This window comes from Endozoicomonas sp. SCSIO W0465 (assembly GCF_023716865.1).
GTDB lineage: Bacteria > Pseudomonadota > Gammaproteobacteria > Pseudomonadales > Endozoicomonadaceae > Endozoicomonas.
Window position 1 is genome coordinate 3794683 of the sequence record NZ_CP092417.1, and the last position, 24793, is coordinate 3819475.

21 protein-coding genes and 1 pseudogene are annotated in these 24793 nt (G+C 48.7%); 8 read left to right on the plus strand and 14 right to left on the minus strand.

Annotated features, from left to right (window positions below; translation table 11 throughout):
• Positions 1–210: 210 nt before the first annotated feature.
• Positions 211–1083, minus strand: coding sequence for an AraC family transcriptional regulator (locus tag MJO57_RS17030; protein WP_252017434.1), 873 nt, complete (start codon positions 1081–1083; stop codon positions 211–213).
• Between the two features lie 167 nt (positions 1084–1250).
• On the opposite strand from MJO57_RS17030, the gene MJO57_RS17035 reads away from it, so the two are divergent.
• Complete coding sequence (locus MJO57_RS17035; protein WP_252017435.1) at positions 1251–2411, plus strand: iron-containing alcohol dehydrogenase; 1161 nt, start codon at positions 1251–1253, stop codon at positions 2409–2411.
• A 492-nt stretch (positions 2412–2903) separates the two neighbouring features.
• On the opposite strand, the gene MJO57_RS17040 is transcribed toward MJO57_RS17035, so the two are convergent.
• The 4 genes from MJO57_RS17040 to MJO57_RS17055 form a co-directional block, all read right to left on the minus strand.
• On the minus strand, positions 2904–3425 hold the full coding sequence (locus MJO57_RS17040) for a hypothetical protein (protein ID WP_252017436.1): 522 nt from the start codon (positions 3423–3425) through the stop codon (positions 2904–2906).
• A gap of 315 nt (positions 3426–3740) precedes the next feature.
• The gene (locus tag MJO57_RS17045) at positions 3741–4886 is read right to left on the minus strand and encodes an ABC transporter permease (protein WP_252017437.1); all 1146 of its coding nucleotides are present in this window, start codon (positions 4884–4886) and stop codon (positions 3741–3743) included.
• Between the two features lie 5 nt (positions 4887–4891).
• Positions 4892–5611: an ATP-binding cassette domain-containing protein gene (locus MJO57_RS17050; protein WP_252017438.1), complete on the minus strand. Its 720-nt coding sequence runs from the start codon at positions 5609–5611 to the stop codon at positions 4892–4894.
• Positions 5608–6159: a DUF2796 domain-containing protein gene (locus tag MJO57_RS17055; protein ID WP_252017439.1), complete on the minus strand. Its 552-nt coding sequence runs from the start codon at positions 6157–6159 to the stop codon at positions 5608–5610. Before MJO57_RS17055 ends, MJO57_RS17050 begins: the two co-directional genes overlap by 4 nt.
• A gap of 556 nt (positions 6160–6715) precedes the next feature.
• Here MJO57_RS17055 and MJO57_RS17060 point away from each other — a divergent pair.
• Both MJO57_RS17060 and MJO57_RS17065 read left to right on the plus strand, forming a co-directional pair.
• A complete protein-coding gene (locus MJO57_RS17060) occupies positions 6716–7648 on the plus strand; it encodes an OmpA family protein (RefSeq protein ID WP_252017440.1) in 933 nt (310 codons plus the stop codon).
• A gap of 256 nt (positions 7649–7904) precedes the next feature.
• On the plus strand, positions 7905–8810 hold the full coding sequence (locus MJO57_RS17065) for a DMT family transporter (protein ID WP_252017441.1): 906 nt from the start codon (positions 7905–7907) through the stop codon (positions 8808–8810).
• 110 nt (positions 8811–8920) lie between these two features.
• Here MJO57_RS17065 and ltrA read toward each other — a convergent pair whose 3' ends face one another.
• Together ltrA and MJO57_RS17075 are read right to left on the minus strand one after the other, a co-directional pair.
• Positions 8921–10183: a group II intron reverse transcriptase/maturase gene (gene ltrA, locus MJO57_RS17070; protein WP_252017357.1), complete on the minus strand. Its 1263-nt coding sequence runs from the start codon at positions 10181–10183 to the stop codon at positions 8921–8923.
• A gap of 578 nt (positions 10184–10761) precedes the next feature.
• On the minus strand, positions 10762–11628 hold the full coding sequence (locus MJO57_RS17075; protein WP_252017442.1) for a transposase: 867 nt from the start codon (positions 11626–11628) through the stop codon (positions 10762–10764).
• Here MJO57_RS17075 and MJO57_RS17080 point away from each other — a divergent pair.
• A complete protein-coding gene (locus tag MJO57_RS17080) occupies positions 11627–12346 on the plus strand; it encodes a tRNA1(Val) (adenine(37)-N6)-methyltransferase (protein ID WP_252017443.1) in 720 nt (239 codons plus the stop codon). The two genes, MJO57_RS17075 and MJO57_RS17080, sit on opposite strands and share 2 nt — an antisense overlap.
• On the opposite strand, the gene MJO57_RS17085 is transcribed toward MJO57_RS17080, so the two are convergent.
• The 3 genes from MJO57_RS17085 to MJO57_RS17095 all read right to left on the minus strand — a co-directional run bounded on the left by MJO57_RS17085 (position 12331) and on the right by MJO57_RS17095 (position 15584).
• Positions 12331–12777, minus strand: a complete 447-nt coding sequence (locus tag MJO57_RS17085) for a hypothetical protein (protein WP_252017444.1) — start codon at positions 12775–12777, stop codon at positions 12331–12333. The genes MJO57_RS17080 and MJO57_RS17085 overlap by 16 nt on opposite strands.
• A 221-nt stretch (positions 12778–12998) precedes the next feature.
• Positions 12999–14267 (minus strand): protein kinase, encoded by a 1269-nt coding sequence (locus MJO57_RS17090; protein ID WP_252017445.1) that lies wholly within the window; start codon positions 14265–14267, stop codon positions 12999–13001.
• Positions 14268–14498: 231 nt separating this feature from the next.
• On the minus strand, positions 14499–15584 hold the full coding sequence (locus tag MJO57_RS17095) for a class I SAM-dependent methyltransferase (RefSeq protein WP_252017446.1): 1086 nt from the start codon (positions 15582–15584) through the stop codon (positions 14499–14501).
• A 182-nt stretch (positions 15585–15766) separates the two neighbouring features.
• Between MJO57_RS17095 and yciA the strand changes: the two genes are divergently transcribed.
• The 3 genes from yciA (at position 15767) to MJO57_RS17110 (ending at position 18169) form a co-directional block, all read left to right on the plus strand.
• Positions 15767–16150, plus strand: a complete 384-nt coding sequence (gene yciA, locus MJO57_RS17100; RefSeq protein ID WP_252017447.1) for an acyl-CoA thioester hydrolase YciA — start codon at positions 15767–15769, stop codon at positions 16148–16150.
• 16 nt (positions 16151–16166) lie between these two features.
• Positions 16167–16787, plus strand: a complete 621-nt coding sequence (gene udk / locus MJO57_RS17105; RefSeq protein ID WP_252017448.1) for a uridine kinase — start codon at positions 16167–16169, stop codon at positions 16785–16787.
• 344 nt (positions 16788–17131) lie between these two features.
• Positions 17132–18169: a GMP reductase gene (locus MJO57_RS17110; RefSeq protein ID WP_252017449.1), complete on the plus strand. Its 1038-nt coding sequence runs from the start codon at positions 17132–17134 to the stop codon at positions 18167–18169.
• A gap of 94 nt (positions 18170–18263) precedes the next feature.
• Here the strand turns inward: MJO57_RS17110 and pflA are convergent, their stop codons facing one another.
• Positions 18264–18995 (minus strand): pyruvate formate-lyase-activating protein, encoded by a 732-nt coding sequence (pflA, locus tag MJO57_RS17115; RefSeq protein WP_252017450.1) that lies wholly within the window; start codon positions 18993–18995, stop codon positions 18264–18266.
• Between the two features lie 129 nt (positions 18996–19124).
• Positions 19125–21407, minus strand: coding sequence for a formate C-acetyltransferase (pflB, locus tag MJO57_RS17120; protein ID WP_252017451.1), 2283 nt, complete (start codon positions 21405–21407; stop codon positions 19125–19127).
• 666 nt (positions 21408–22073) lie between these two features.
• On the opposite strand from pflB, the gene MJO57_RS17125 reads away from it, so the two are divergent.
• The gene (locus MJO57_RS17125; protein ID WP_252017452.1) at positions 22074–22544 is read left to right on the plus strand and encodes a hypothetical protein; all 471 of its coding nucleotides are present in this window, start codon (positions 22074–22076) and stop codon (positions 22542–22544) included.
• Between the two features lie 185 nt (positions 22545–22729).
• Here the strand turns inward: MJO57_RS17125 and MJO57_RS17130 are convergent.
• A pseudogene (locus MJO57_RS17130) lies at positions 22730–23170 on the minus strand (methylglyoxal synthase); the annotation flags it as partial.
• A 131-nt stretch (positions 23171–23301) separates the two neighbouring features.
• Positions 23302–24639, minus strand: a complete 1338-nt coding sequence (locus MJO57_RS17135) for a transposase (RefSeq protein ID WP_252017304.1) — start codon at positions 24637–24639, stop codon at positions 23302–23304.
• Positions 24640–24793: the final 154 nt, after the last annotated feature.

Sequence of the window (24793 nt, forward strand, 5' to 3'; positions counted from 1 at the left end):
TCTCTATTTTTATTCGAACTTGATAAATTGAACTTTTGTCTTAGATAGGAGAGTTATTAATTAGTTTCCCGGTCAGAATAAAGATTTTGAAATTAAAAAATAATTTTAAATAATAATTTGGTTAATTCTCGATTTCATCGGGGATAGCGACGCGGAATACGCAGTTTGGAGTCAACAGAACCGTTGCCTGACTGCAGGTCAACATTAAGGTTAAGCAACAGCACTCTGCTGAGGCGTTAAACCAAAATAACGCTTAAATTCACGACTGAACTGAGTCGGACTTTCATAACCCACCATTGCCGCAGCCTGATTTACCCTGAGCCCCTGATCCTGCAACAGTTCCCGGGCACGACTTAAACGCAGTTTCTTTAAATATTGAATAGGCGAAGATGCGGTCATTTGCCGAAAGTTCCGGTGAAAGGTTGAAGGACTCATATTAGCCAGTGTGGCAAGTTGCTCCACGCCCAGTGTCTGGTCATAGTGTTCATGCATAAACTTCATTGCACGCTCAAGCCGGGCCAGGGAAGTATTATGCCGGGCCAGGGCAAACAATGGGGCAGCCTGTTCACTGCAAAGAATCAGGAATAGTAGTTCCTGTATAAGTCCACGCCCCAAAGCAGCACTCTGCAAAGGTGAATGCAGGCAGTTTGCCAGTTTCAATACAGTAGCGGAAAAGGCCTCTGATACCGGGCTGGCGTATAAACTGCTGTTCTCCAAGCCACCTTCACAGGTATCAACTATCTGATTATGTTCATCAAATAGCCTGACCAATGGGTGAAGCAGGCTCAGGTCAATATCAATCAGTAACGAGAGCAATGGCTCTCCGGGAGCCACCCGGGTTTCACACTCAGCAGGAATAGGCAGGGTCAGAACCAGATAATTTTCCGGATTGTATTCATACACTTTCTGCTCCAGGTAAATCCGTTTGGCTCCCTGGGCTACAATAAAGATCCCCTGACTGTAGCAGAGTGGCTCTCTTTGTCGGGATTCACTGGCTTTGAAAACACCGACTCCGGAAAGATGAGTAACGTTATACCCCTCATCAAACGCCAATCCTGACAGACTCTGAGCCAGCTGATTCATACGACAATTTCCATTTGTATAGACTGAATATGCCGGAGCATAGCTGAACCAGTGGATAAAAAAAATCATCAATGATCGGTTTAGGCATGTTTTTGACAGAAATAGCCATTCTATTCAGTAAAGGAAACGATAAGCTTCTTTCCCATGGGAAACATGGGACAAACGACATGATGAATTTTGATTATCACAACCCGACTCATATTGTGTTTGGCAGGGAACGGCTGCATGAGTTGGATCGACTGATTCCTGAAAATGCAAAAGTACTGGTCCTGTTCGGTGGAGGCAGTGTCCGCAGAAATGGAACACTGGAAAAAGTACTTGCTGGACTGGGCAAGCGTGATGTGATTGAGTTTGGTGGAATTGAACCAAACCCCCGATTCAATACCCTGATGAAAGCCGTGGATGTGGTTGGCAAAGAAAACATTGATTTCCTGCTGGCTGTCGGTGGCGGTTCCGTAATGGATGGCACCAAGTTTATTGCAGCAGCAGCGCATTACCCCGGGAACCCTGAAGATCTGTTGAAACATGGCTTTGCGCCGCTGCCCATTGAATCGGCTGTACCGCTTGCTACGGTTGCCACACTGCCAGCAACGGGTTCCGAAATGAACATGGGTGCCGTTATCTCCCATAAGAGTGGCAAACTGCCTGTGATGAGCCCACTGCTCTATCCGCAGTTCTCTGTTCTGGACCCAACACTGACGTTTTCATTGCCACCCGTTCAGGTCGCCAATGGTGTGGTTGACGCCTTTGTTCATGTTCTGGAGCAATACGTGACCTATCCGGTAGAGGCTAAAGTACAGGACCGGATGGCTGAAGGCATTCTGAAAACGCTGATCGAATGTGGTCCGGTCACGCTGGCAGAACCGGAAAACTATGATGCCCGGGCCAACTTGATGTGGAGTGCAACCTCTGCATTGAACGGTTATATCGGTGTTGGTGTTCCCCAGGACTGGAGCACTCATATGATTGGCCATGAGCTGACCGATCTATTCGGTATGGATCATGCCCAGAGTCTGGCGATTGTTCAGCCGTCACTCTGGAAAATCCGTAAGGATAAAAAGCGCGGTAAGCTTCTTCAGTATGCCGAGCGGGTTTGGGATATTTTGGAAGGTACCGATGATGAGCGTATTGATCAGGCAATTAGCATGACTCGTTCTTTCTTCGAATCTCTGGGAGTAAAAACACGATTATCCCAATACAGGATTGAACAAGCAGATATTGCCAAAGTCATTAACGCACTTGAAAACCACGGAATGACTGCCCTGTCAGAAACCGGGGATATGGATCTGGCCATCAGTAACCAAATCCTGCAGGATGCGTACGCTTAACACCGACGAACGTGTCATGGAAAGCATCCTATACGGATGTTATTCATGACGCCCCCCTCCCGTTTAAAAGTATTTCATCTGGTGCAGCCAAGCGTTGTTATACATACACAAGCACCTCATTCCCACGCTCCGCGTGGGAATGCATACCGATCCCACCACAAATACCGTACCCGCATGGAGCCCCCGAAAACCCTACCAGGCAGAGGCACTTTCTCATGCTGCCAGAGCCGTATGCATTCCTACGCAGAGCGTGGGAACGAGGGTTTTGCGACACCCTCAGAGCATGGGAATGAGGGGTCTGGCTGTATGGGTATTGACGCTTTTCGGCACTAGTCAGGATATGAACAGAGCTTCTCTTTCCAGAAGACCATATTATGATGAAAGCTGTAGATTAATCTTTTCACCAACGTTACGACACCATTACACTGATCACGCTCTAAAAAATCAGGAAAGTCAATTGATAAAAAGCCCACTGCAAAGACCGAACGATCATCAGCTCTCTTCCTTCTTGCTATCTTCTTCTGGCTTGCTTTCAGTGGTTTCTGTCACCTCAGACTCAGTGCTTTTATCGGTTCCTTCATCATGTCCTGCCGTGATCGAAGAATCATTTTTCTCCGGGGTAGTTGGTTCTGCTGTCGTTGCTGGAGCCTTTGAATCATCATCCATATTTAGCGTCTTAACCTGATCAGTTACTGATTCAATCGATTCCTTGTCATCAGGCTCTTTTGATACGGCAACTTCTGCTGTAGCTTCCGAGCCTGTCTTTTCTACATCCCCCCCATCCTTGGTGTTCATTTGAGTGTTGGCTTTGGTTTGCGTGATAGACTTTTCAACTATTGAATCATCTCTGAGTTCACTATCTCCCGGTTCTTTATCCGGCATTTCATTCTTCATATCGCCTGCAGCAACGGTTACAGTGTCCGTTCCGGCTATATTGGAAGAAACGGTTATTGGCTCATCGCCTGAACCCGCTGAATCCACAGAGGCTGTAGCTGGCTGAGCGGTGGCTGGCATTGAAGGCAACCTGTCCATAAATAAAAACCTCTTCTCTCATTAAATAGGCAACCGTAATAGACTTTGGCCGCCTTTAATTGGTTTCAATGGTTTTTAGAGTATTTTTCTCATTAGGTATTACACATTATTTCTATCATTTTTATAGAGGCATAAGACCTGCACAATCGATAACCGTACCACTCAATATTTCTCATTCTGAAGCCGAAACAGATGACAGCACGATCAACGTAGATGGTGGCAGCCCCATCCATGGATGCCGCCATAAACTATGGGATAAAATTCATACAGCGAATATCCTGCCTGATGAAACAGGCGCTAAGTTCTTCTGGAAAATCCGTACATTCGCCATGCTGGCAAGCAGGCAACCAGAAAACCCAGTAAAAACAGCGACAACAGCCAAAGCAGCTGTTCCAAAGGCAGTACGATGTTGCTCACAACCGGAATCCAGCTCCCCAGAAAAAGCGTTGATACCTTATAGATAACGACACCGGAACACAGAGCAAACAGGATCTGCAGCATCGGTTCTGCTAATGTCAGGCCAGCCAGCTGCCAAGGTCTTGCCCCGACCATTCGCAACAGTTCGACTTCCTGTTTGCGCTCGGCAAAGCCGGCAGAGAGATTAAAATACATCATCATCAGGGCAAGCAGCCCGATGATAAAGCTCATCGCCATAAAAACATTGTTCAACATTCGCTGATAATACCCGAGTTTTTCCAGTTCTAACGCGGGTATCACTACTTCAAGCGGTGTATTGAATGTTGACCTCAACGCCTGCTGCACCTTAAAGAGAGAGTGCCGATGGCGCAGTTTGATCAAAATAAAATTAAGGTAATCGGTCTTTATTCCATGAGCTTTTCGGACTTTTCGTAACCCGTCAATGGGAATTAAAATATTATTATCCAGCGAAGTTCCGGTCTCCATTAAAACGCCCTGAATAATAAATGGTGTTTTATATTCATCTTTTAATGAAGGATAAAAGCCATTGGCTATTGTCAGGGTTTCTCCCGGTTGATAGTCTGCTGCCAGACCAGCACCAATAAATGCCGACCGGTGATTTCTGAACGCCGTGCCTGATCCACTGGCGCCAATGAAATTAAGGGCTTTCAGCTGCAGGGTTTCCATATATTGTGCCGTACTGCCGGTCACGGTATAGCCACGGTGACTTTCGTTGGTCGCCACAGGTGCCGCCCATTCGACTTCCTCCAGGCCGGCAATTTTTTCATAGACATCCCAGGGTATCACCGGGGGAGGAGGGCCTATGCGGAAAAGACTGTACAGGACAAGATGTACCGGTTGCGAAGGTGCTCCGACAATCAGGTCTGCTCCTGAAGACACCTGTCGTACATAGGATCTGACCGCTTCATGAATATGGCTAATCACCAGAAGCAGCGCAACACTGAAAGCAAGTGCCAGAATCGAAATCATTGAGCGCCCGGCTCTCTGACCAAGGCTTTTGCGCATAATCTTCATAATAACCATCGGTTTTCGCGCTCCCTTGCCAGGTTCAGCGTATCCATGCTCACGTACCGGTCAAAACCTTCAATGCCGTTTTCATCATGGGTTGTACAGATCAGTGTGGCGCCAGTGGCACGGCACTCATCCTGTAACAGCTGGTAAACGGCTTTCTTGCCTTTACCGTCCATGGCAGAAGCTGGCTCATCAGCCAACACCATTTCAGGCTTGCCAATCAATGCCCTGGCAATGGCAAATCGCTGCTGTTGACCCGCGCTGTATTGTGCAGCATTTTTTGATAGCCGGGACGGGTCTGTTAAGCTGAGCTTCCGAATCAGGCGAATAGCATCCCCGGCTGCAGTCCCGGACTGTCTTTCTGCTTCATACTGCCTTTTCCGTGAGAAATAGCAGGGCAACAGGATGTTGTCGAAAGCACTGAGATAAGGAACCAGCCGATAGTGTTGAAAAACAAATCCGATAGAGTCGGCACGAAGCCTTTCCAGAGAAGAGGTTCCAATGGTTCTCATATCATTGTCCAGAACCATCACATCGCCACTATCACAGCGAACCAGCCCCATCAAAGCTCTTAACAAAGTCGTTTTGCCGGAGCCATTCCCACCCCGGATACACACCGTTTCACCAGCATTGATGGCCAGCTCTGAAATTGTCAGTACTTCAGATTCTCCAATTCTGTGCTCAAGGTTATGAATGGCAACGGCCTGAACATTGGTCATCTCAATATCCCCGCCTTGATGGCGACTTGCCGTTGGTTCGGATACACAACGGTCTTGTATTGCCAGTTTTCTGTTGTCAGCCAGACATCGACCGCCTTCAGGTCAGGCAAGGCTTGGTAAAGTTTTACGTCAATGTATTTGAGCTGGCCTGGATTTTTACAGCTGAATGTTTGAAAGCCACTGATTTGATCATCTTCCCGATTGACATGAAGACCAACTACCTGACAATGGGCTGCTACGGGCGGCTTGGCAAAATATTGCATGCGTTGAAGCTGGCTATACAATAGTTCCAGATCCATTTTTTTTTTAAGTACTGATAAAGACTCTTCATCAAGGGCAATATAAAGTGTCAGGCTTTTACCAGAAATACTGATATCCAGTCCAATCCGGGCTGGCTCAACCGCTCTGTGCAGTACTATCTCCGCTCGACTTTCTGCAGCCGGTAAACCAAGCAGATACAAGGTGAACAGTTGCCAGGAAACTTTTCTGGTCACAGCCTGCAAAAGCATCATTATTGGCTGTATTGCTACGGGAATCTTGGTTTTCATGCTCATGGTTATCGGTCGGCTTTTAACAAAGATAAGCGTCCTGCCTGCCTGGCTGCATAGCGCCATTTAATCAAAATGCCCTCCCCGGGATCTTAATCGATGAGACATAAGCGTTTGCTTTAATTGCCAATATTCTGCTGACAGCGACTATTTTGGCCTATACTCGAAGCTGCTAGGAGCCTGTCGGACTTAAGCGTCCGTAGCGAGGATTGCGAGAAATTGAGGATAAAAATTTCTGATTCTGAGGAGAATAGCAGGGCTGTTTGACGAAGAAGCAGGAATTTTTAGACCAATTTATCGCAACCGCAGTAGGACAGCCTTAAGTCCGACAGGCTCCTGGTCCTCCGATAACCTGTCTGCTTTTCTGCAATCGCCCCGGCCAAAACTTATGCGTTGACAATCAGAGTGCTACAACGCTTCTCTAAACCTTCTTGAGAAACCCTGATAGCGCTCACCATGCATCCTAATTGGCCATGGCATTCAGATGTTTGATGGGAAATTCTTACTCGATTAGACGTCAACACATCCCTAACTCGAAACATCTGGAGTTTGATTCATGCGTTTCATCACTCCCATTAAAACGCCAACTCTGTTCATAATCACCCTGTTGCTGGCTGGCTGCGCCAGTGATGGTCACATCAAGCGATGGGGCCAATGCGCCCTGATCGGAGCCGGTACCGGGGCCCTTGTTGGTGCTGCAGGCAACAGCGAAAGCGCATCCAAAAGTGGTCAAACCGCAGCTTATGGTGCTATTGGCGGAGCCCTGGTCGGTGCCGCTCTCTGTGCACTGACCGGCGGCGACAGTGATCAGGATGGCGTTCCTGATAAAAAAGACCGCTGTATGCACACCCCCAAAGGCGTAAAAGTCGATAACAGTGGCTGCCCTGTAGACTCAGATGGTGATGGGGTTCCTGACTATATGGATAAATGTGCCAATACCCCTAATGGAGTAGCAGTCGATGCTAACGGTTGTCCCGATTCCGACGGCGATGGTGTCCCGGACAACATGGATCGCTGCCCCAACACCCCTGCCGGTGTAGCGGTTGACCAGTCTGGCTGCCCCACCGACAGCGATGGGGATGGTGTCCCCAACGGAATAGATAAATGCCCCAACACCCCCAAAGGCGTTCCGGTCAATGCAGATGGCTGCCCACTCCAGAGAGATTTGGGCATTGTTTACTTTGGGTTCAATAAAACCGATATTGACCAGTTGGGCCGCCAGGTTCTGGACCAAATTGCTGAAGTTGCCAAACAGCATACTGGCATCCGTCTGACTGCCGTTGGTTACACCGATTCAACCGGACCGCTGGAATACAATGAGAAACTCGCCCTACGCAGGGCTGAAAGTGTCAAACAATACCTGGAAGGCCAGGGAGTCAGTGGCAATCGAATCACAGCGGCTGCCGGTGGTGTCATGGAGTTAGGCGATCAAACCAGCCAAGGCCGCAGAAGCAACCGTCATGTTTCCATCACCATTGAACAACCTTGATCGGGTATATACATTAAGCTTTTCATAGGTAACTACAGAGGGTTTTGCAAAAGGCTTAAATAAACAAAGAACCACAAAGACACAGGATTTTTCTGGAGCAGGCTGAGCTGCGCGCGGTCAATCCAAAAGTCTCCTTTGTGCCTTTGTGGTCTCTGTGATCGCAATGATTCAACGTTTTGTCTGTTTCTTTTGGTGCCTGTGAGATAGTATTGATAGCGACTCAAACTTACTCTCTCAATGTCTCCAAGCAGTATTCATGTCAGACAATAGCAAAGCCTGTTTCTATGCCCTGGCCACGGCCTTATTGTGGTCGACCATTGCCACCGCCTTTAAAATAGCCCTTAGCCATCTTGACCCATGGCAGCTGGTATTCTGGTCCGTGGCAACTGCCACCCTCCTGCTGACCATCATGGTCATCATTCAGGGAAAGGCGGGCTTAATCTTCTCCCAATTCAAACAATCACCGGGATTATTCCTGGTCCTGGGACTGTTAAACCCTTTTCTCTATCACATTGTATTGTTCGGCGCGTATGATCGGCTTCCGGCGCAACAGGCGCAGGCATTAAACTACAGCTGGCCAGTCGCCCTGACCTTACTCGCCGCTCCTTTACTGGGCAGAAAGTTGTCAATGTCCAGCCTGCTGTGCTGCCTGCTGGCCTACGCCGGTGTATTGATTATCTGTACCCGCGGAGCGTTTCAAAACCTTGATTTCTCCAGTCCCACCGGTGTGCTTCTGGCGCTGTCAAGTACCCTTATCTGGGCGCTTTACTGGATATTCAATACCCGGCGTGCAGGAGATCCTGTCGTTGGCCTGCTGATCTGCTTTATCTGTGGACTGCCCTGGATTATTGGTGCCACCGCCCTTTTCTCCGGTTTCTGGCCCATTTCTGTTAAAGGCCTGGCAGCAGCGGCCTATGTTGGCCTGATTGAAATGGGCTTTGCTTATATCCTGTGGCTGAAAGCCCTTAAACTAGCGGACAATACTGCTATGATCAGCAATATCAGCTACCTCAGTCCGTTCCTGTCACTGATCTTTATCGCCAATATCCTTGGCGAGTCTATCTATCCTGCCACCTATGCTGGCTTGATGATGATTATTGTTGCCGTGCTGGCTCAGCAGCATCTGTCGGCGGCAGCAAAAAGCAGAACGCAAACATCATGACCAGAAACAGCTACTTTGCTTTTAAGCAGTTCAGGATTGAAATCGGGTAAGGGCCGGTCTTTCTCCAGCCCTCCCCACAGCACCCGGCATGCGGGTCCGCACCGGGCGGTTCAACGATGATGGTGAAACCTGATCCATAAGTCTTTCAATGAAACAAGCCCAATTTTCGCGAGGTAACTGTTATTCAGTGCCTGTTGTACCGCATAGGTTTTACTCAGACGGTAATACCCTTTGCTGCTGGCTGCGATCTTGGCGGCGTTAATTTTATCAACGCCTAACCTGACCAGATTCTTAAAACGGGTTTTCGGCTTGCGCCATTGCTTCAGAAAGCAGCAACGGATTCGCCGACGTATCCATTGATCCAGCAGGGGAATTGGTCGGTGATATTCCGATAACCGGAAATACCCCATCCAACCCCGGATATATTGTGCCAATTTGCGTAACCGATGTTGCATTGAGACACCCCAGCGACGACTGGTCAACTTGAGTATCCGGTATTTGAATCGGTCCAGACACTTCTGGGCCCAGCGAACTTTCTTCCCTGTGAAGGTGAAACTCAGGAATTCGCTTTCTGTTGCTTTCACAACTTTACTTTTCCGGGAGTTAATCTTCAGTTTCAATTTGCGTTCAATGAATTGGGTAATGCTGTGCATCACCCGATCCCCTGCACGCTGACTTTTGACGAGAATCACAAAATCATCACAGTATCTTGCAAAGCAATGACCCCGATATTCAAGCTCCTTGTCGAGTTCGTCGAGGACCACATTAGACAGCAAGGGTGATAAAGGCCCACCCTGTGGCATGCCAACCCTGGTCGGGTAGACATTGCCCTCAATCATGACACCGGAGCGCAGGTAGCTACCAATCAGTTTCAGAAGGCGTTTGTCGCGGACCTTACGGGAGACCCTCGACATCAAAACGTCGTGATTAACCGTATCAAAGAATTTACTCAGATCAACGTCAACAGCGTAATGAAGCCCCCGGTTGATCAACTGCTTAACCTGACGGACTCCGTCGTGTGCTGACCGTCCCGGTCGGTAGCCGAAGCTGTTTGGAGAGAAACCCGGATCAAAGACAGGGGTCAGCACCTGCACAATGGCCTGCTGTATGACCCTATCCATCACGGTAGGGATTCCCAGCAAACGCTCACCGCCGTCCGGCTTTTCTATAACATGTCGGCGCACGGGTGATGGCTGGTAGGTTCCGTCCAATAAGGCTTGACGCACTGAAGGCCAATGCTGTTTGGCAAAGTCTGGATAAGCTTCAATAGTGACTCCATCAATACCCGGAGCACCCTTGTTGCTTTTGACCTGTTTCCATGCACTTGCCAGATTAGCCGGTTCAAGTACGCAATTTAGTAGATCATGGTTCAAAGCTGGTTAAAGATTCTGTCGCCAAGTACGGTGAGTCGCCGGACGGCTGCATCGCCTTGAGGGAATCAGTCTCCTCTTTGTCGTCGATGTTCGGCCCTTCGCTAACGACTTCCCATCCGTTAATGGCTTCTGTCGTACAGCTACTATGGCCTCTGCTGACTTCTGTCCAATCACCACGCGGAGTTACCTCTGCTGGCGCTATTGGTTGCCATCGGGTTTGCTCGAACAGGATGATGAGACCTGTTCGCCGAGCCTGTTGTAACCAGTGGCTGAGAACTGGGAATTACCAATCGCATGTTGAACAGATCTCCCCGGATAAGGACATGAACTTTCAGTGCACAACCGCCGCATTTACCGTGTCTCACGAACCATAGGGCTTTGTGATCCTTGGCTCACTCGCCCAGAGACTCAGCCTTATATGCGATTTCTGTACGTCGGCTCGCACCTTTGCACTCAGACTGCCTCCGCACAGCCCCTCGCGGGACTGCACTTGCCTTAAGCTAGTGGTTGTCATCAGCAGGCGTCTTTACCGCCAGTCAGATGTAGGTTCTCCCACAGGGGACTTTCACCCCATCAGTTCATGCCCATGCCGGGCGTACCAAGTAGTAGAGCGTCCATTGTTCATCCCGCATAACGTGTAGCCAGTGCAAAGAGCCCTCGGCCCGCATACCCGTTTCATCGGCTCCGGCAACAGACGATTCCCGCAAGGCGTCACGAATAACCTCTTCAGTAGAAGCCAGATTTTCATAGGTTCTGGCCACAAAATTGGCGACAGTGCCTGCACTTACACTCATTTTATAGAGAGTATTAAAATACTCTGACACGCGCTTAAAAGGCAGGAAATGGTATTGGTTAAGATAGACGGCCATAGCCTGTGTGGCTGAGCCATATTGTGCGGCAGCGGTAACACCTTCCGGGAATTCAGCCTGATTCCGACAACCACAAGTGCAGATTTTTACTTCAGCTCTATGGGCCGTTACTTCAAATTCACCCGGTCTCCCTGGTTCAAACACCTGTCGTTCAATATATTTGACCGGCTCACTATCAAGAAGAGACGCCTGACATTTATTGCATTCTTTAACCGGAAGGTACTCAATATAGTCAGGGATATCGACCTGTTTAAGACAAGTGCCCTGATGCCCTTTCTTTCCACCGGCTTTATTACCAGAAGACTGTCTCAGACTTTTAGGATTGGGTTTTTCATCCGATGGATCGGTACCTTTATCTGCGGAAAGGTCGTCAGAATGATCTGGAGAATTACTGTTTTTACAAGGTTTTTGATAACCATCAGACGATGGCGGCTTGCTGCTGTTTTGACTGTTCTTGCCAACCTTTTCTTCCAATTCTCGACATCGCTCTTCCAGACAGGCAACTCTCATCCGCAGCTCTGCATTCTCTTTCAAGAGAATCTCAGCCGACATAGTTGCGGGTAGTTCTGGAATCATGCTGGCGAATATTGTGGAAAAATGGTGCTTAAGAGGATGGTATAAAAATCAGAAAATTCCAGATTTATGTGGGGGTGCTGAACAGTTACCATCCAGATTACGACATAGCCAGTCCATTCTGGATATTGGCGCGGGCACCGGACTGCTCAGCCTGATGGCAGCTCAGAACGGTAACGGGCACATCACGGCTGTGGAGCTGGATGAAGAAGCGTCACAACAAGCACACAGCAACTTTGCCGCCAGTCCCTGGGCAAGCCAGTTGCAGCTGGTCAATGGCGCTATCCAGACATTCTCTGCAACCTGCCAGCAACGCTTTGACAGCGTCATTTCAAACCCCCCTTTTTTTCAGCAATCCTGCAAGGGAAATGATCAGCGACGAAACATGGCCCGGCATACTGACAGCCTGAGTTTTACCGATCTTGCCAGGGTGATTTCCAGACATTTGGCCATCACTGGTGAAGCCTGGATTCTATTGCCTGTGGAATCTGCACCGCGCTTTTTGCAAGCGGCAGCCCGGGAAGAACTGGTGTTGATAAGACAGATTGGGCTGCGTTCGTCGAGGCAACATCCGAACCACCGCTATATCCTGGTATTAAAACACCAGAACCCGGATGAACCACAGGAAACTCAAGAGGAGACTGTCACCATCTATGACCAGGCTCCGCATTACACCGACAAAACCAGACAGTTGATGTCACCGTATTATCTGGCATTGTAGACCTTATGGTCAGTAATAATGTTCAGACAGCTGTTATCAAAACAGCTATACAGACGATCAGCTGCATGCAATGGGTTATTGTCACGGAACGGCGTAACTGGCTCCACCACCTTGGCCGTTGATTGAACAACCCGTTCCTGCTCTGGCAGCTGCCAGCTTGCCAAATCGACCGACAGGCTCTGTGATGTGTCAATCAGCCAACGGTCTCGGTGAGGTTGGGTCCTGTTCTCTGGCAAGGATGCCCCAGTCAATAATTCGCGCCCCTGATCCTTTTGCGAGCCGGTGACTTCAATAGTGGATGAACTGAGATGATGGGAAAAATAAGGCGTGGCCAAACGGGTTCTCGGCCGGTTGTCAAACTCCAGAACCCACAGCAGAGTGACCAGAAATCCCCCGACAAACAACCATACTGGCTTAATATTATTATTCATAACATTGTCGTCCGGATAAAACATACGCCGGATCAATCATAATACTGATCATTGCAGAATTCACTACTTTCGGTGCTGTGATGTGGCTTTGAAGATGAAGACGATGGAGGGTTTATTCATTGCACGCATCCCTGCGAGGCCGATAGTGCGGGGATTCTCAGCCTGGCATATGGCCATAAAAAACCTGCCGAAGCAGGTTTTTGTGAGTGTGCACAGAGTTTTCAGTGCATTGGACGAGGGGGTAGGGGACGCCTTAATGGTGGCAGTTTTTTCTTCTTCGGTTTTCTTCTGCCCTGTGATGGATTGTCGTTTAACAGTGGATGATTTTTGAGTTCTGCGGGTGTGATGCGCAGGTCTGGGTCAGGCTCAAGCATTCTGGTGAGCAGTTCGGTGACTTGCCCGACATAGTTTGGCGATTCACCTTTTAGGGCTTCGCCAACCTGGCGAGCAATATATTGGGGTGCCTCAAACCCGTCTTTGTAATTCTTCCAGCTAGCGAACCGGTCACCAAAGTCCATGCCCTGTCGCTCATAAAATTCGGGAAATTTTATGGGAGCACCAGTGATCAATTGGAAGAGGGTCTGGCCGGTGGCAAACATATCGCCGGTCCTACTATGGGTGATGCGATTGAGGTAGTGCGTTGTGTCTGGCTCCATGTAGGTTAAGGTGCCTATGCCCATCGGGTTGCACGAGGTTTTGGTTTGGCCATCATAAGCCATGCCGAAGTCGATAAGACTGATCTTGCCGGTCGGATCGATAACAATATTATCGGGCTTGATATCCCTGTGTAGCACCTGCTCTTTGCGAAGATAATCCAATGCACTTGCCATCTGCTTGGCAACGGAGACAAACAGAGGGCGCGAGATTGAGGCTCGATTTTCTTTTGTTGGCACCAGCTTGCTCAAAGAGTGTCCGCCATTTTTCAGAAAATGTATCCCTTCCCCACTGCTCTCCCCCTTCTCGCCGGGCGACGCTTTTATGATGTTGGGATGATCGAGACGACTGAGTAGCGCCATTTCGGCTTTGGACTCTTTGCTGTTACCATTATATAGAGTCTTTTTGACTTCGAGCGGTGCGGCCAGCCCTTTAAATACCAAGTCTGCCCAACCTTCTCCGCCCTTACCCAATTCGCCAAAATGCTGTATTTGCGGCTCTTCAGGATCGGCAAAAAAATTCTCCTGGGCCTTGGCGCGTAGCCAATTGGCCTGAATGAACTTACCCTCTTTTTCACATTCCTGCGCTTTGTTGAGCGCCATGACATCGCCCAGTCTCTTATTGGTGAGGGTCAGATGCTCGATCGAACGTTTGTTTATTTTGGTACCGTTTTTCACGTTCTTGAGTAATTCTGCCGCGCAACTTTTCACCGCCTGTTTGCCCATGCCGGTGATAAAGCGCCCCCACACCTTAGCCCATGCTTTCGGAGATTTTTTCTCTTTTGTTTCCAGCAGTTCAGTCTTCGGGGGTGGGGCAGATGAGGAGATTTTCGGCATTGTTCGCATCCTTGCGTGGCTGACAGAGAGAGTATTTTTTCGTTTCAGCCTAGCATATTGATAGGGATGCTTATCCTGTTTGTAAGCGCACATAGCCAGCTCAATGGCAAACAGAAGCTCACGCTGCTCCAGATGGAGTTCTGGCACAAATCAGGAACCAAATGAATAAAATCAGATTGTTACGTTAAGCCTTTCATTGGCTAACCGGGAAACATCAAAATTCAGTAGGGGTTATAGCCGTTTTCTAAACGCCCGATATACCGAAAAGCCGTCCCTGGACAGTAATGTCTCACAATGGCCAAACGCCTTCTTAATGATAGGCGGGTATCTTAGGAAGCTATTGGCAACAATCCGAAGCTCCCCGCCCGGGCGAAGCATCTGACATGACCGGGCAAGAAACTGCTCTGTCACCTCATAGTGGGTTTTCACCCCCTGGTGAAATGGTGGATTGGAGATTATCAGGTCAAACGGTCCTGTCACTTCTGAGAGACCATCACTGGGAAGCACCGTAAACGACTCACTCCCTGTAGCGTTCATGGTTTTGTCGCTGCTGGCCAGTGCCAGGGCATCACAATCCACCAGGGTAAAATCATGCTCTCCGGGCAGGGTATTGATATAAGCGGAGATCACGCCAGCGCCACAGCCAAAATCCAGCACCTTACCTGAAGGCACTGCATTCAGCGTTTCCAGCAGAACCTGAGTACCCTTATCGAGACGTCCGTGACTGAATACTCCAGGCAAAGAGGTAATATCCATATTGGCCGAGCCAGCAGTGATAGAAAATGTCTCAAACCATGGTTCAAGGGTAAAACTTTCCGGCTTTTTCAACGGTTCTGAAGCTTCCAGAAGTACACAGTGGCGGGCATTATCGACACTCTTAACATAGCCAAAACTGTTCTTCAGCCGCTGTTTCCATGACTTGATCCCTTCATCATTCTCACCCACCAGCCAAATGGGGGCATTGTCTGGCAAAAAACTCAGAGTCATCTCCAGCCAGAAATCCATCAATGGTTTACTTTTCTGAAGAAAGAGCAAAACCCCATCAACCGGACGGGTAAAGTCTGCCGACAGGATTGGAGCAAAACTCAGGGCCAATCGCCCCCCCGGATTGGCCTGAAGCGGCTTTAGATGACGATAAGCACTGTAATCCCGGGTCAGTGCTGTGATATAGCCAACCCTGTCACTCAACAAATGCGATACCAGTTCATCTGCCGACAACCCAACCACCACAAGATGCTCAAGTTCAAAATATTCCTGATTACGAACAATCAACTGCCCCTGATTGGATAACTGTGGAGATAAAGGAAGGGATGTCATAAGTATCAACGCTGGTTACACGGTTCTCGAAACCGAAACTTATACAGGAATAGTCCACTGTTTTCCATGCCACTGTTTTCCATCCCCATTTTCCATTAAAAGCTTCATGGAAATACGGATTTACAAGGTGGTTCCACCGGCATAGCATTCCCCGCCAGTTACCATCCGTATGGAGTTTTCTGATGAGTGAGCCACAGGGTAACCTGGTTCTGCGCACACTGGCCATGCCTGCCGATACCAACCCGAATGGCGATATTTTCGGGGGCTGGATCATGTCCCAGATGGACATTGCCGGTGGCCTGGCTGCCAAAAACCGCTGCAACAGCCGGGTTTCTACCGTTGCCGTAGAGTCCATGAGCTTTATCCATCCGGTCAAAGTTGGCGACGTGGTTTGCTGTTATGCAGATATCACTCACGTCGGCAACACCTCCATGCGCATTAAACTCGAGGTGTGGATACTGTCCCACCCATTCAAATCAGAAGAACGTCATAAGGTTACGGAAGGCTTCTTCACCTACGTTGCTATAGACGACAACGGAAAGCCTATCCCTGTAGACAGAATCTGACAACTGGACTCATCCCATGAAACAAAAAACCATTCTCGTCGGAATTGCCGGCGCCTCCGCATCCGGCAAAAGTCTGCTGGCAGAAACACTGGTTGAAGAGCTCCAGTCAGAGCACCTGTGTGTTATTTCAGAGGATTCCTACTACAAAGACCAAACTCACCTGAGCATGGATGAGCGGGTTCGTACCAACTATGATCACCCGGATTCCATGGATCATGATCTGATGCTGGAACAGATGATCATGCTGAAAAACGGTCAGGAAATCGACGTCCCGCTCTACGACTATACTCAGCACAATCGCCAGAGGGATACCCGCAAGATTAACCCTGCACGCGTGGTGATCTATGAAGGAATACTGCTCTTCACCAACCCGAAAATACGGGAAACCTTTGACCTGCGCTTCTTCATGGATACACCGCTGGATATCTGCCTGATCCGTCGTATGAAAAGGGATATTCTCAGTCGTGGCCGCGATGTTGATTCCGTTATCCGGCAATATCTGGAAACGGTTCGCCCAATGTATATGCAGTTTATTGAACCTGCACGCCAGCACGCTGACCTGATCATTCCCCATGGCGGAAAGAACAGAATTGCCATCGATCTGATCAAAACCCAGATCCGCAATCTGATTGATTGACCCTCCTGGCCTGTCCATCCTTGCAGCAATACACGGCAATTGACAGGCACTCTTCACCCTTTCAACGATCGCCTTTTCCTTTCCCTCTTTTATTCCAAAGCACGCCCGGGTATACTTCAGCCGTATAAGCGTCAAATACGCCCATTTTTTTCGTCCTTAAAAAAGATGTTGGGTCCGGCGCAATCTTCGTGTATTCGAAGATGGGTCTACCCAGATCATCCAGGCTGTCCGGCCGCTTGTACATCAAACTTCCACAAACCAACGTAGTTGCACGTGTTTTCTGCAGCACTGATCCCGGGATCACTATGCCCTGAGCACGGCAAGATGGCTATTAAAAAGTTACTATGCGTGTAGAAGCTGATATCAAGCTGGGTTTCAAAGACGTTTTGTTCCGCCCAAAGCGTTCCACCCTGAAAAGCCGTTCACAGGTAAGCCTGGAGCGCACTTTCCGATTTGTTCACACCGACCAGGAATGGACCGGTGTGCCCGTCATTGCTGCCAATATGGATACCGTTGGCACCTTCGCCATGGCTCTCGCTCTGGCTGAACACAAAATGCTGACAGCCGTTCACAAGCATTATACCGTAGAAGAGTGGAAAGCCTTCCTCGACAATGCCCCTGAAGGTATTGAAAACCACATCATGGTCAGCAGTGGCACTTCCGACAACGATTTCGGGAAGATGTCTGAAATCCTCTCCCTGAACGACAAACTCCGCTTTATCTGTATCGATGTCGCTAACGGTTACTCAGAGCATTTTGTTGAGTACGTTTCCCGTGTTCGTCAGCGTCACCCCAACAAGGTGATTATCGCCGGAAACGTGGTTACCGGAGAGATGGTTGAAGAGCTGATCCTGAAAGGTGCCGACATCGTTAAAGTGGGTATCGGCCCGGGCTCCGTCTGCACAACCCGGGTTAAAACCGGCGTTGGCTATCCACAGCTGTCCGCTGTTATTGAGTGCGCCGATGCGGCTCACGGCGTTGGCGGCCAGGTAATCTCTGACGGCGGCTGCACCTGTGCCGGCGACGTTTCCAAGGCATTCGGCGGTGGTGCCGATTTCGTCATGATTGGCGGCATGTTTGCCGGTCACGATGAGTCCGGCGGCGAAATGGTAGAAGAAGAAGGCAAACAGTTCCGCCTGTTTTACGGCATGAGCTCTACGACGGCCATGGATCAGCACGCCGGCGGTGTCGCCAACTACCGTGCCTCTGAGGGCAAGACCGTAAAAGTACCTTACCGCGGCCCAATCGTTGAAACCGTTCAGGACATCCTGGGCGGCGTACGTTCAACCTGCACCTACGTAGGCGCTGCGCAACTGAAAGAACTGTCCAAACGAACCACCTTTATCCGGGTTCAGGAACAGGAAAACCGTATTTTTAACTAAGACGCGCCCGGCCACAGCAAAGAGGCCGATGAATGTGCCTGCATCATCGAACTCTTTGTCGACCTCTTTTGTCGACCTCTTTGTCGTCAAGAAATCAATAAGCCGCTGAAATCCCCCGCTGATCAAACTCTGCCTTGATCGCATCCAGCTGTTCAGTTGACGGTGGTCGTACTGTTTCCAGCTCATAACGCTCTTTAAAGGCATCCCATTTATGCACCCCCAGGCTGTGGTAAGGCAGGATTTCCACCTTCTCAACACAGTCCATTTTCTGCACCATATCGGCCAGCATGGCGGCATAGAGCGGATCAACGGTATACCCCTCCACCACTACATAGCGGATCCAGGTTGGCTTTTTCAGCTGCTGCAGATACATGGCAAAATTACGGGTGTACTTACCAGTAACATACGTCAGCTTCTGGTGCATCTCTTCATTCATATGCTTGATATCCAGAAGCACAAGATCAGTGTATGACAGCAAACGCTCAATATCCGGGGTGATGTGCCTGGCAAATCCATTCGTATCCAGACAGGTATGAAAACCATGGGCTTTAAGCGCCTTGAAAAGATCAGCAACAAACTCTGCCTGAAGCAGTGGCTCCCCCCCCGTCACGGTGACACCACCGGTCAGAAAGTTCTTCACCTTGAGGATCTTTTCCAGAACCTCCTCATGACTGAGCACCTCTCCGCCTTCACGCAGATCCCAGGTATCCCGATTATGGCAGTAGCGACAGCGCATATGACAGCCCTGCATAAACACCACAAAACGGATACCCGGCCCGTCTACCGTGCCAAATGAGTCCATGGAATGGACACGACCAAGGGACATGGCGACCCTCCTATTTACCCAACGTGTCTCTGTAAAAAGCAGATCACTGTCTTTTACAAAAAACCTGAATGCCATTAGCAAAAAAGGCCAGCAGAGCTGGCCTTTTAGAGATTAATACTAGCGCTTATATTACAGCGAGCCAGTAAAGGTACGGGTGATAACGTCACGCTGCTGCTCTGGTGTCAGAGAGTTAAAGCGCACCGCATAACCGGACACACGGATGGTCAGAGAAGGATACTTCTCAGGGTTCTCCATGGCATCTTCCAGCATTTCACGGTTCATGACGTTTACGTTCAGATGCTGACCGCCCTCATGGCCTTTGTCGTTATGGAAGTAGCCATCCATCAGACCAACCAGGTTCTTGCGACGACCTTCATCATCCTTGCCCAGCGCCTTTGGCACGATAGAGAAGGTGTAGGAAATACCGTCCTTCGCATAGGCAAATGGCAGCTTGGCAACAGAGCTCAGGGAAGCAACCGCACCACTGGTATCACGACCGTGCATGGGGTTGGCACCCGGGCCAAATGGCTGACCTGCACGACGACCGTCTGGAGTTGTACCGGTCTTCTTGCCGTAAACCACGTTAGAGGTAATGGTCAGAACAGACTGGGTCGGGATCGCATCGCGATACATCTTGTGAGAAGCGACCTTCTTCATGAAGGACTCAACCAGCTCACAGGCGATGGTATCAACACGCTCTTCGTTGTTACCAAATTTCGGAAAATCACCTTCAATTTCGAAGTCGATGGCAATGCCGTCTTCATCACGCACCGGTTTGACTTTGGCGTATTTGATGGCAGAAAGAGAGTCAGCCGCAACGGACAGACCAGCAATACCACAAGCCATAGTACGAATAACATCACGATCATGCAGGGCCATCTGAGAAGCCTCATAAGAGTACTTGTCGTGCATGTAGTGAATACAGTTCAGGGCAGTCACATACTGAGTTGCCAGCCAATCCATGAGCTTATCAAAACGCGCATAGACATCGTCATAATCCAGGTATTCAGAGGTGATCTTGTCGGTTTTTGGACCAATCTGAACTTTCAGTTTCTCGTCAATACCGCCATTAATGGCGTAAAGCAATGTCTTGCCCAAGTTGGCGCGAGCACCAAAGAACTGCATCTGCTTGCCAACGATCATGGGCGATACACAGCAGGCAATTGCGTAATCATCGCTGTCCATATCAGGACGCATCAGATCATCGTTTTCGTACTGGATAGAGCTGGTATCGATAGACACCTTGGCACAGTACTCCTTGAAGCCCATGGGCAGCTGCTCAGACCACAGAACCGTGATATTTGGCTCTGGAGATGGACCCATGGTGTACATGGTATTCAGGAAACGGAACGCGTTCCGGGTAACCAGTGTACGGCCGTCAAGGCCCATGCCACCGATGGACTCAGTTGCCCAGATTGGGTCGCCAGAGAACAGCTGATCGTATTCAGGCGTACGCAGGAAGCGAACCATACGCAGCTTCATCACGAAGTGGTCAATCATTTCCTGGGCATCAGTTTCAGTGATCTTGCCCGCTTCCAGGTCACGCTGGATATAGATATCCAAGAAAGTAGCCGTACGACCAAGGGACATAGCCGCGCCATTCTGAGACTTGACCGCTGCCAGGTAACCAAAGTAAGTCCACTGCACTGCTTCACGAGCAGAAGTAGCTGGACCACTGATATCACAATCGTACTTGGCCGCCATCTCCTTGATCTGCATCAAGGCCTTGATCTGCTCCATGATCTCTTCACGGAGCTGAATAGTGCGCTCAAGATTTTCGCCAGAGGTCAGGGCATTATCCAGGGACTTATGCTGGGCTTTCTTGTCGACAATCAGTCGGTCAATGCCGTACAGAGCGATTCGGCGGTAGTCACCGATAATACGACCACGTCCATAGGCATCAGGCAGTCCCGTGATAACACCAGACTTACGACAGTTACGAATGTCCGCAGTGTAAACATCGAAAACACCAGCATTGTGGGTCTTGCGATATTCAGTGAAAATTTTGTTAACCATGTCGTCCAGCTTACGGCCATAAACTTCGCAGGACGTTTCCACCATACGGATACCACCGTTGGCAATAATGGCACGCTTTAATGGTTTCTCAGTCTGCAAACCAACGATGGTTTCCAGATCTTTATTGATGTAGCCAGCATCATGAGAAGTAATGGTGGATGGCAGATCGGTATCGAAATCCAGAGGCGCGTGAGTGCGGTTCTCTTCCCTGATACCTTCCATAACATCAGCCCAGAGCTTGTCTGTTGCTTCAGTAGAACCGGCCAGGAAGGAACTGTCACCCTCGTAAGGGGTGTAGTTTTTCTGGATAAAATCACGAACATTGATGTTTTCTGACCAGTCACCGGAAGTGAATCCTTCCCATGCTACTGGCAGTTCGCTGGTGGTTACAGTCATACTAAGAGGCTCCTGCTAAGTTGGAGAATTCTTTGGGAATGCTGCTCCCGGGTCAGTCAGACTGCATATGGATATTGCGGTGACACCAACTTGATCTGCATCAATGTAAGAAAATCATTGTCGGCGTATTGTTTGCCCATCTCGCGGAGAGATTAAACTGTGACAGCACATCATCACAAAAGTCTCTCGCCTTATATGGTCATACCGCACGTGTAAAGCTGGCCAACCCGGTGAATAAGAAATAATTGCCATCAAATTATCGCATATACGACAATTCCACCATCAGTGCTAATACCTATTAATCATAAAATTAAAAGAACAAATTCCAACATGAATTAACAAAAGAGATATAGCAACTTAATTTTATTAAGTATCCCTTAATTAGCAAAAAATAGTTATTACCAATAGTCCAACATTCAAAAAAATTATGAAATCAATCAACGATCTATTTTTATGAATGCTATTCTATGTTTCTATTAATTCTATTTCAATTCGCTTTTTAAAATAATTAACGACACTAACATTATACTGTTAACGTTTGTTGTCGTTCCTCAAGAGAGTTTTAAGTAGTGTTACCTATTCATACCGAAAATGGGTTTGTCTAACATCGTCAACCAAATAAAGACATTTTATCCATTTCTGGGAGAGGATTAACAGGAGGTAGTTATGAGCAAATATATTTACACAACTATTTACGAGCAATTCACAGGCCTGAAGCCACCCGAGCCAAAAGATCACAAACCACGTCGCCGCAGAGGTTACGGTCATCCTTACCGTATGCGCCTGAATATGCAGGAAGGTTCTGCCCAGAATAGTGAACTACTTTCTGACCGGGATTCGGACAGGGACATGTATGAGGTGCCTGTTGCCGTTTTTCAGCCATCGGTGACAAAGCAGTCTGTACGCAGGTTTTCGTCCAGCGGTCAGAGCTATCGCAGCGGTAACAGCAGCTCTTTAGGCGGTTCCATGGGTAGCAGCTCAATGAATAGCACTATGAACTGCAGGTCAGCTGCGCCTGAAGAACGCCATAGCAACACTGAACCCAAGGTAACTTACAAAAAGCGCCGCCAGTATGGGCCATCAAGCCTCAGTATTGGCTCAATGAGCAGAGACAGCAACGACAACTCTGATTATTGAGTTTCCTTTTTCTATTGGTTGTTTTTGAATACTGACACTACCCACTGAGTTTACCCAGCCGAGCTTGTCCAGCCGAGCTTATCCAGCCGAGCTTATCCAGCCGAGCCGATTTACTATTTTTATCGGATTGTTTTAACCAAAGGCCCATGTTTCAGGGCCTTTGCGCTTTCTTTGAAAGCATAAAATCACAACGTTCTTTGCTGTAGATAGCTGTCATAATCCGGAATATGTCGGTTATGTGGCTGACCAAGCAAGTCTGACGAGAATATGTAATCCGCAGAGCTCTGGTTACAGGCAACCGGAATATTCCATACCGCAGCGATTCTTAACAACGCCTTCACATCCGGATCATGGGGCATTGGCTCAAACGGGTCCCAGAAAAATACCAGCAGATCCAGTTTGCATTCAGAAATCAATGCACCGATCTGCTGGTCTCCACCTAACGGACCACTGATAAACTTGGTGACCGGCATGGATAGCTCTTTTTCAAGAAGACTTCCTGTGGTGCCGGTGGCAAAAAGGTCATGACCCAGCAGTTTTTCTTTATGACGCAGACTCCACCGCACCAACTCCCCTTTCTTATTATCATGAGCGACCAGCGCAATGCGCTTTTTAGATGAAACACTGTATTCTTCTCGACTTTAGAGTCTGTATAAAACGATAATTCGGTCAGCTTTTTATAGTGAAGCAAGCCGAAATCAGTGAACTGTTTTTCCAAGTTCGTTATTACTTCCGTTTTTTGCCTAAAAGCCTTTAGTTATGCTGCTTCTGAATTATCCGGTATTAACTGGTCGATCAGATCGCGAAAATTGAACTCATATTTTTGCTTATATCTGTTCCAGCCCTTGCGAATAGAGAACCTCGGAATAATTCCTGAAAGAGCAATTTTCATCATGCCTGCAGTGGTTGTATCCGGGCTTCTCCAGGGTATCCGAGAAATATTCAGACATGCCTGATTTTTACAAACGGTTAATAACTGCAATAATGCATAGCCTGCCATTTTCAAATGCATCCATCGAAGCAGTGTTCGCAATTTCTGCTGCCATAAATGGCAACAGCCAAAAGCATGTTTGAGTTGGTGAAACATTGGCTCTACCGGCCATCTCCGGGAATAGGCACGAAGCACCTCCAGTCCCTCAAGTTCCGGATTGGTCGAGATGAATATTCTGCTTTCGGTCAGACCTTTGTCATTTTCAAAGCGACTCCAGACGACGCGTACTTCACGACCTTTAAGGAATCTGGCGCGACAGATCAGGGTACGATAACGTATTTTGCGAAATTTGCCGTACATCCATACTGTTGCTTTTTCTTCCGGCAGTTTCTTAACCTGTTCTGTCGTCATCTTGATGCCGTACTTTTTTGGGCGCCCTCGCTTCTTTACGGTGGGTGCTGGCGGCAAAGCATAGAGGGCCCGATTTGAAGGTATCTGACCAACAACTTCTATGTTCATTTCCAGAGCTGGCTTTATCAGTGTCCAGTTCATATACCAGCAATCGGTTAGCAGGCGTAGCACTCGATCCTTCACTTCATTGCGTACCACCCTGAGCATGGCCACGGCAATTTTCAGTTTGCTGGTGTTACCTGAAGCTGGTGTCGGAAATGAGATCACCGGTATGGCGGTAAATACTTCATCTGCAGCCCGCTCAAATATGATGGCCAGGGAAACCCAACACTGCCCCCAGATGTACGTCGGCCGATTACGTTTCTTGCTGTGTTGATGATGTGTACGACAAGCAGGGGCTTTGTCGGAAAACCGTTCGATTACCCAGTCATCAAGCCCCAGGACCACAGGTTGATTCTCAGGAGCTTTGGAGCAGACCAGACGGATCAAGTGGCGTGCCAAGTTCTTCCATTGCCACTTGCCCTGAGATAGCCAGTGGTGGTAGCTGCTCCACACACAATGAAAATCAATTGTTAACAACGCCTGTGTAACAAAGCCGTCGGCTGAAAGCATGCAACCGAACAGCAGTTCGCAGAACGTTGGTACTGCAGTTGATGATAGCGCTCCAGCAAGAAAGGTTGTATATGAAGCGAGCTCCCTGAGGATTACTTGATGATCTGAAGTGAGCATGGCAACCATCTCGAATTTCGTCATTGGGGATGGTTGCTTTTAGCAGATTATGCGCCGGAACTATTGTGCTCTTAAAACTCTAAAGTCGAGTATTCTTTATAAAGCATGAAGTACTTCTCTACTTTTTCAGCGAAAAAATATAAAAATGAAAAGCGCTATATTCTCATTGAATAAAAAA

Excerpts from the sequence above, each read along its gene's own strand:
- MJO57_RS17055 (WP_252017439.1), bottom strand. The coding sequence starts at position 6,159 with ATGAAAACCAAGATTCCCGTAGCAATACAGCCAATAATGATGCTTTTG.
- MJO57_RS17065 (WP_252017441.1), top strand. The coding sequence starts at position 7,905 with ATGTCAGACAATAGCAAAGCCTGTTTCTATGCCCTGGCCACGGCCTTA.
- MJO57_RS17090 (WP_252017445.1), bottom strand. The coding sequence starts at position 14,267 with ATGCCGAAAATCTCCTCATCTGCCCCACCCCCGAAGACTGAACTGCTG.
- udk (WP_252017448.1), top strand. The coding sequence starts at position 16,167 with ATGAAACAAAAAACCATTCTCGTCGGAATTGCCGGCGCCTCCGCATCC.
- pflA (WP_252017450.1), bottom strand. The coding sequence starts at position 18,995 with ATGTCCCTTGGTCGTGTCCATTCCATGGACTCATTTGGCACGGTAGAC.
- MJO57_RS17035 (WP_252017435.1), top strand. The coding sequence starts at position 1,251 with ATGATGAATTTTGATTATCACAACCCGACTCATATTGTGTTTGGCAGG.
- MJO57_RS17060 (WP_252017440.1), top strand. The coding sequence starts at position 6,716 with ATGCGTTTCATCACTCCCATTAAAACGCCAACTCTGTTCATAATCACC.
- MJO57_RS17085 (WP_252017444.1), bottom strand. The coding sequence starts at position 12,777 with ATGAATAATAATATTAAGCCAGTATGGTTGTTTGTCGGGGGATTTCTG.
- MJO57_RS17040 (WP_252017436.1), bottom strand. The coding sequence starts at position 3,425 with ATGCCAGCCACCGCTCAGCCAGCTACAGCCTCTGTGGATTCAGCGGGT.
- MJO57_RS17030 (WP_252017434.1), bottom strand. The coding sequence starts at position 1,083 with ATGAATCAGCTGGCTCAGAGTCTGTCAGGATTGGCGTTTGATGAGGGG.
- yciA (WP_252017447.1), top strand. The coding sequence starts at position 15,767 with ATGAGTGAGCCACAGGGTAACCTGGTTCTGCGCACACTGGCCATGCCT.
- MJO57_RS17095 (WP_252017446.1), bottom strand. The coding sequence starts at position 15,584 with ATGACATCCCTTCCTTTATCTCCACAGTTATCCAATCAGGGGCAGTTG.
- pflB (WP_252017451.1), bottom strand. The coding sequence starts at position 21,407 with ATGACTGTAACCACCAGCGAACTGCCAGTAGCATGGGAAGGATTCACT.
- MJO57_RS17075 (WP_252017442.1), bottom strand. The coding sequence starts at position 11,628 with ATGATTCCAGAACTACCCGCAACTATGTCGGCTGAGATTCTCTTGAAA.
- MJO57_RS17110 (WP_252017449.1), top strand. The coding sequence starts at position 17,132 with ATGCGTGTAGAAGCTGATATCAAGCTGGGTTTCAAAGACGTTTTGTTC.
- MJO57_RS17050 (WP_252017438.1), bottom strand. The coding sequence starts at position 5,611 with ATGACCAATGTTCAGGCCGTTGCCATTCATAACCTTGAGCACAGAATT.
- MJO57_RS17045 (WP_252017437.1), bottom strand. The coding sequence starts at position 4,886 with ATGCGCAAAAGCCTTGGTCAGAGAGCCGGGCGCTCAATGATTTCGATT.
- MJO57_RS17135 (WP_252017304.1), bottom strand. The coding sequence starts at position 24,639 with ATGACGAAATTCGAGATGGTTGCCATGCTCACTTCAGATCATCAAGTA.
- MJO57_RS17125 (WP_252017452.1), top strand. The coding sequence starts at position 22,074 with ATGAGCAAATATATTTACACAACTATTTACGAGCAATTCACAGGCCTG.
- MJO57_RS17080 (WP_252017443.1), top strand. The coding sequence starts at position 11,627 with ATGCTGGCGAATATTGTGGAAAAATGGTGCTTAAGAGGATGGTATAAA.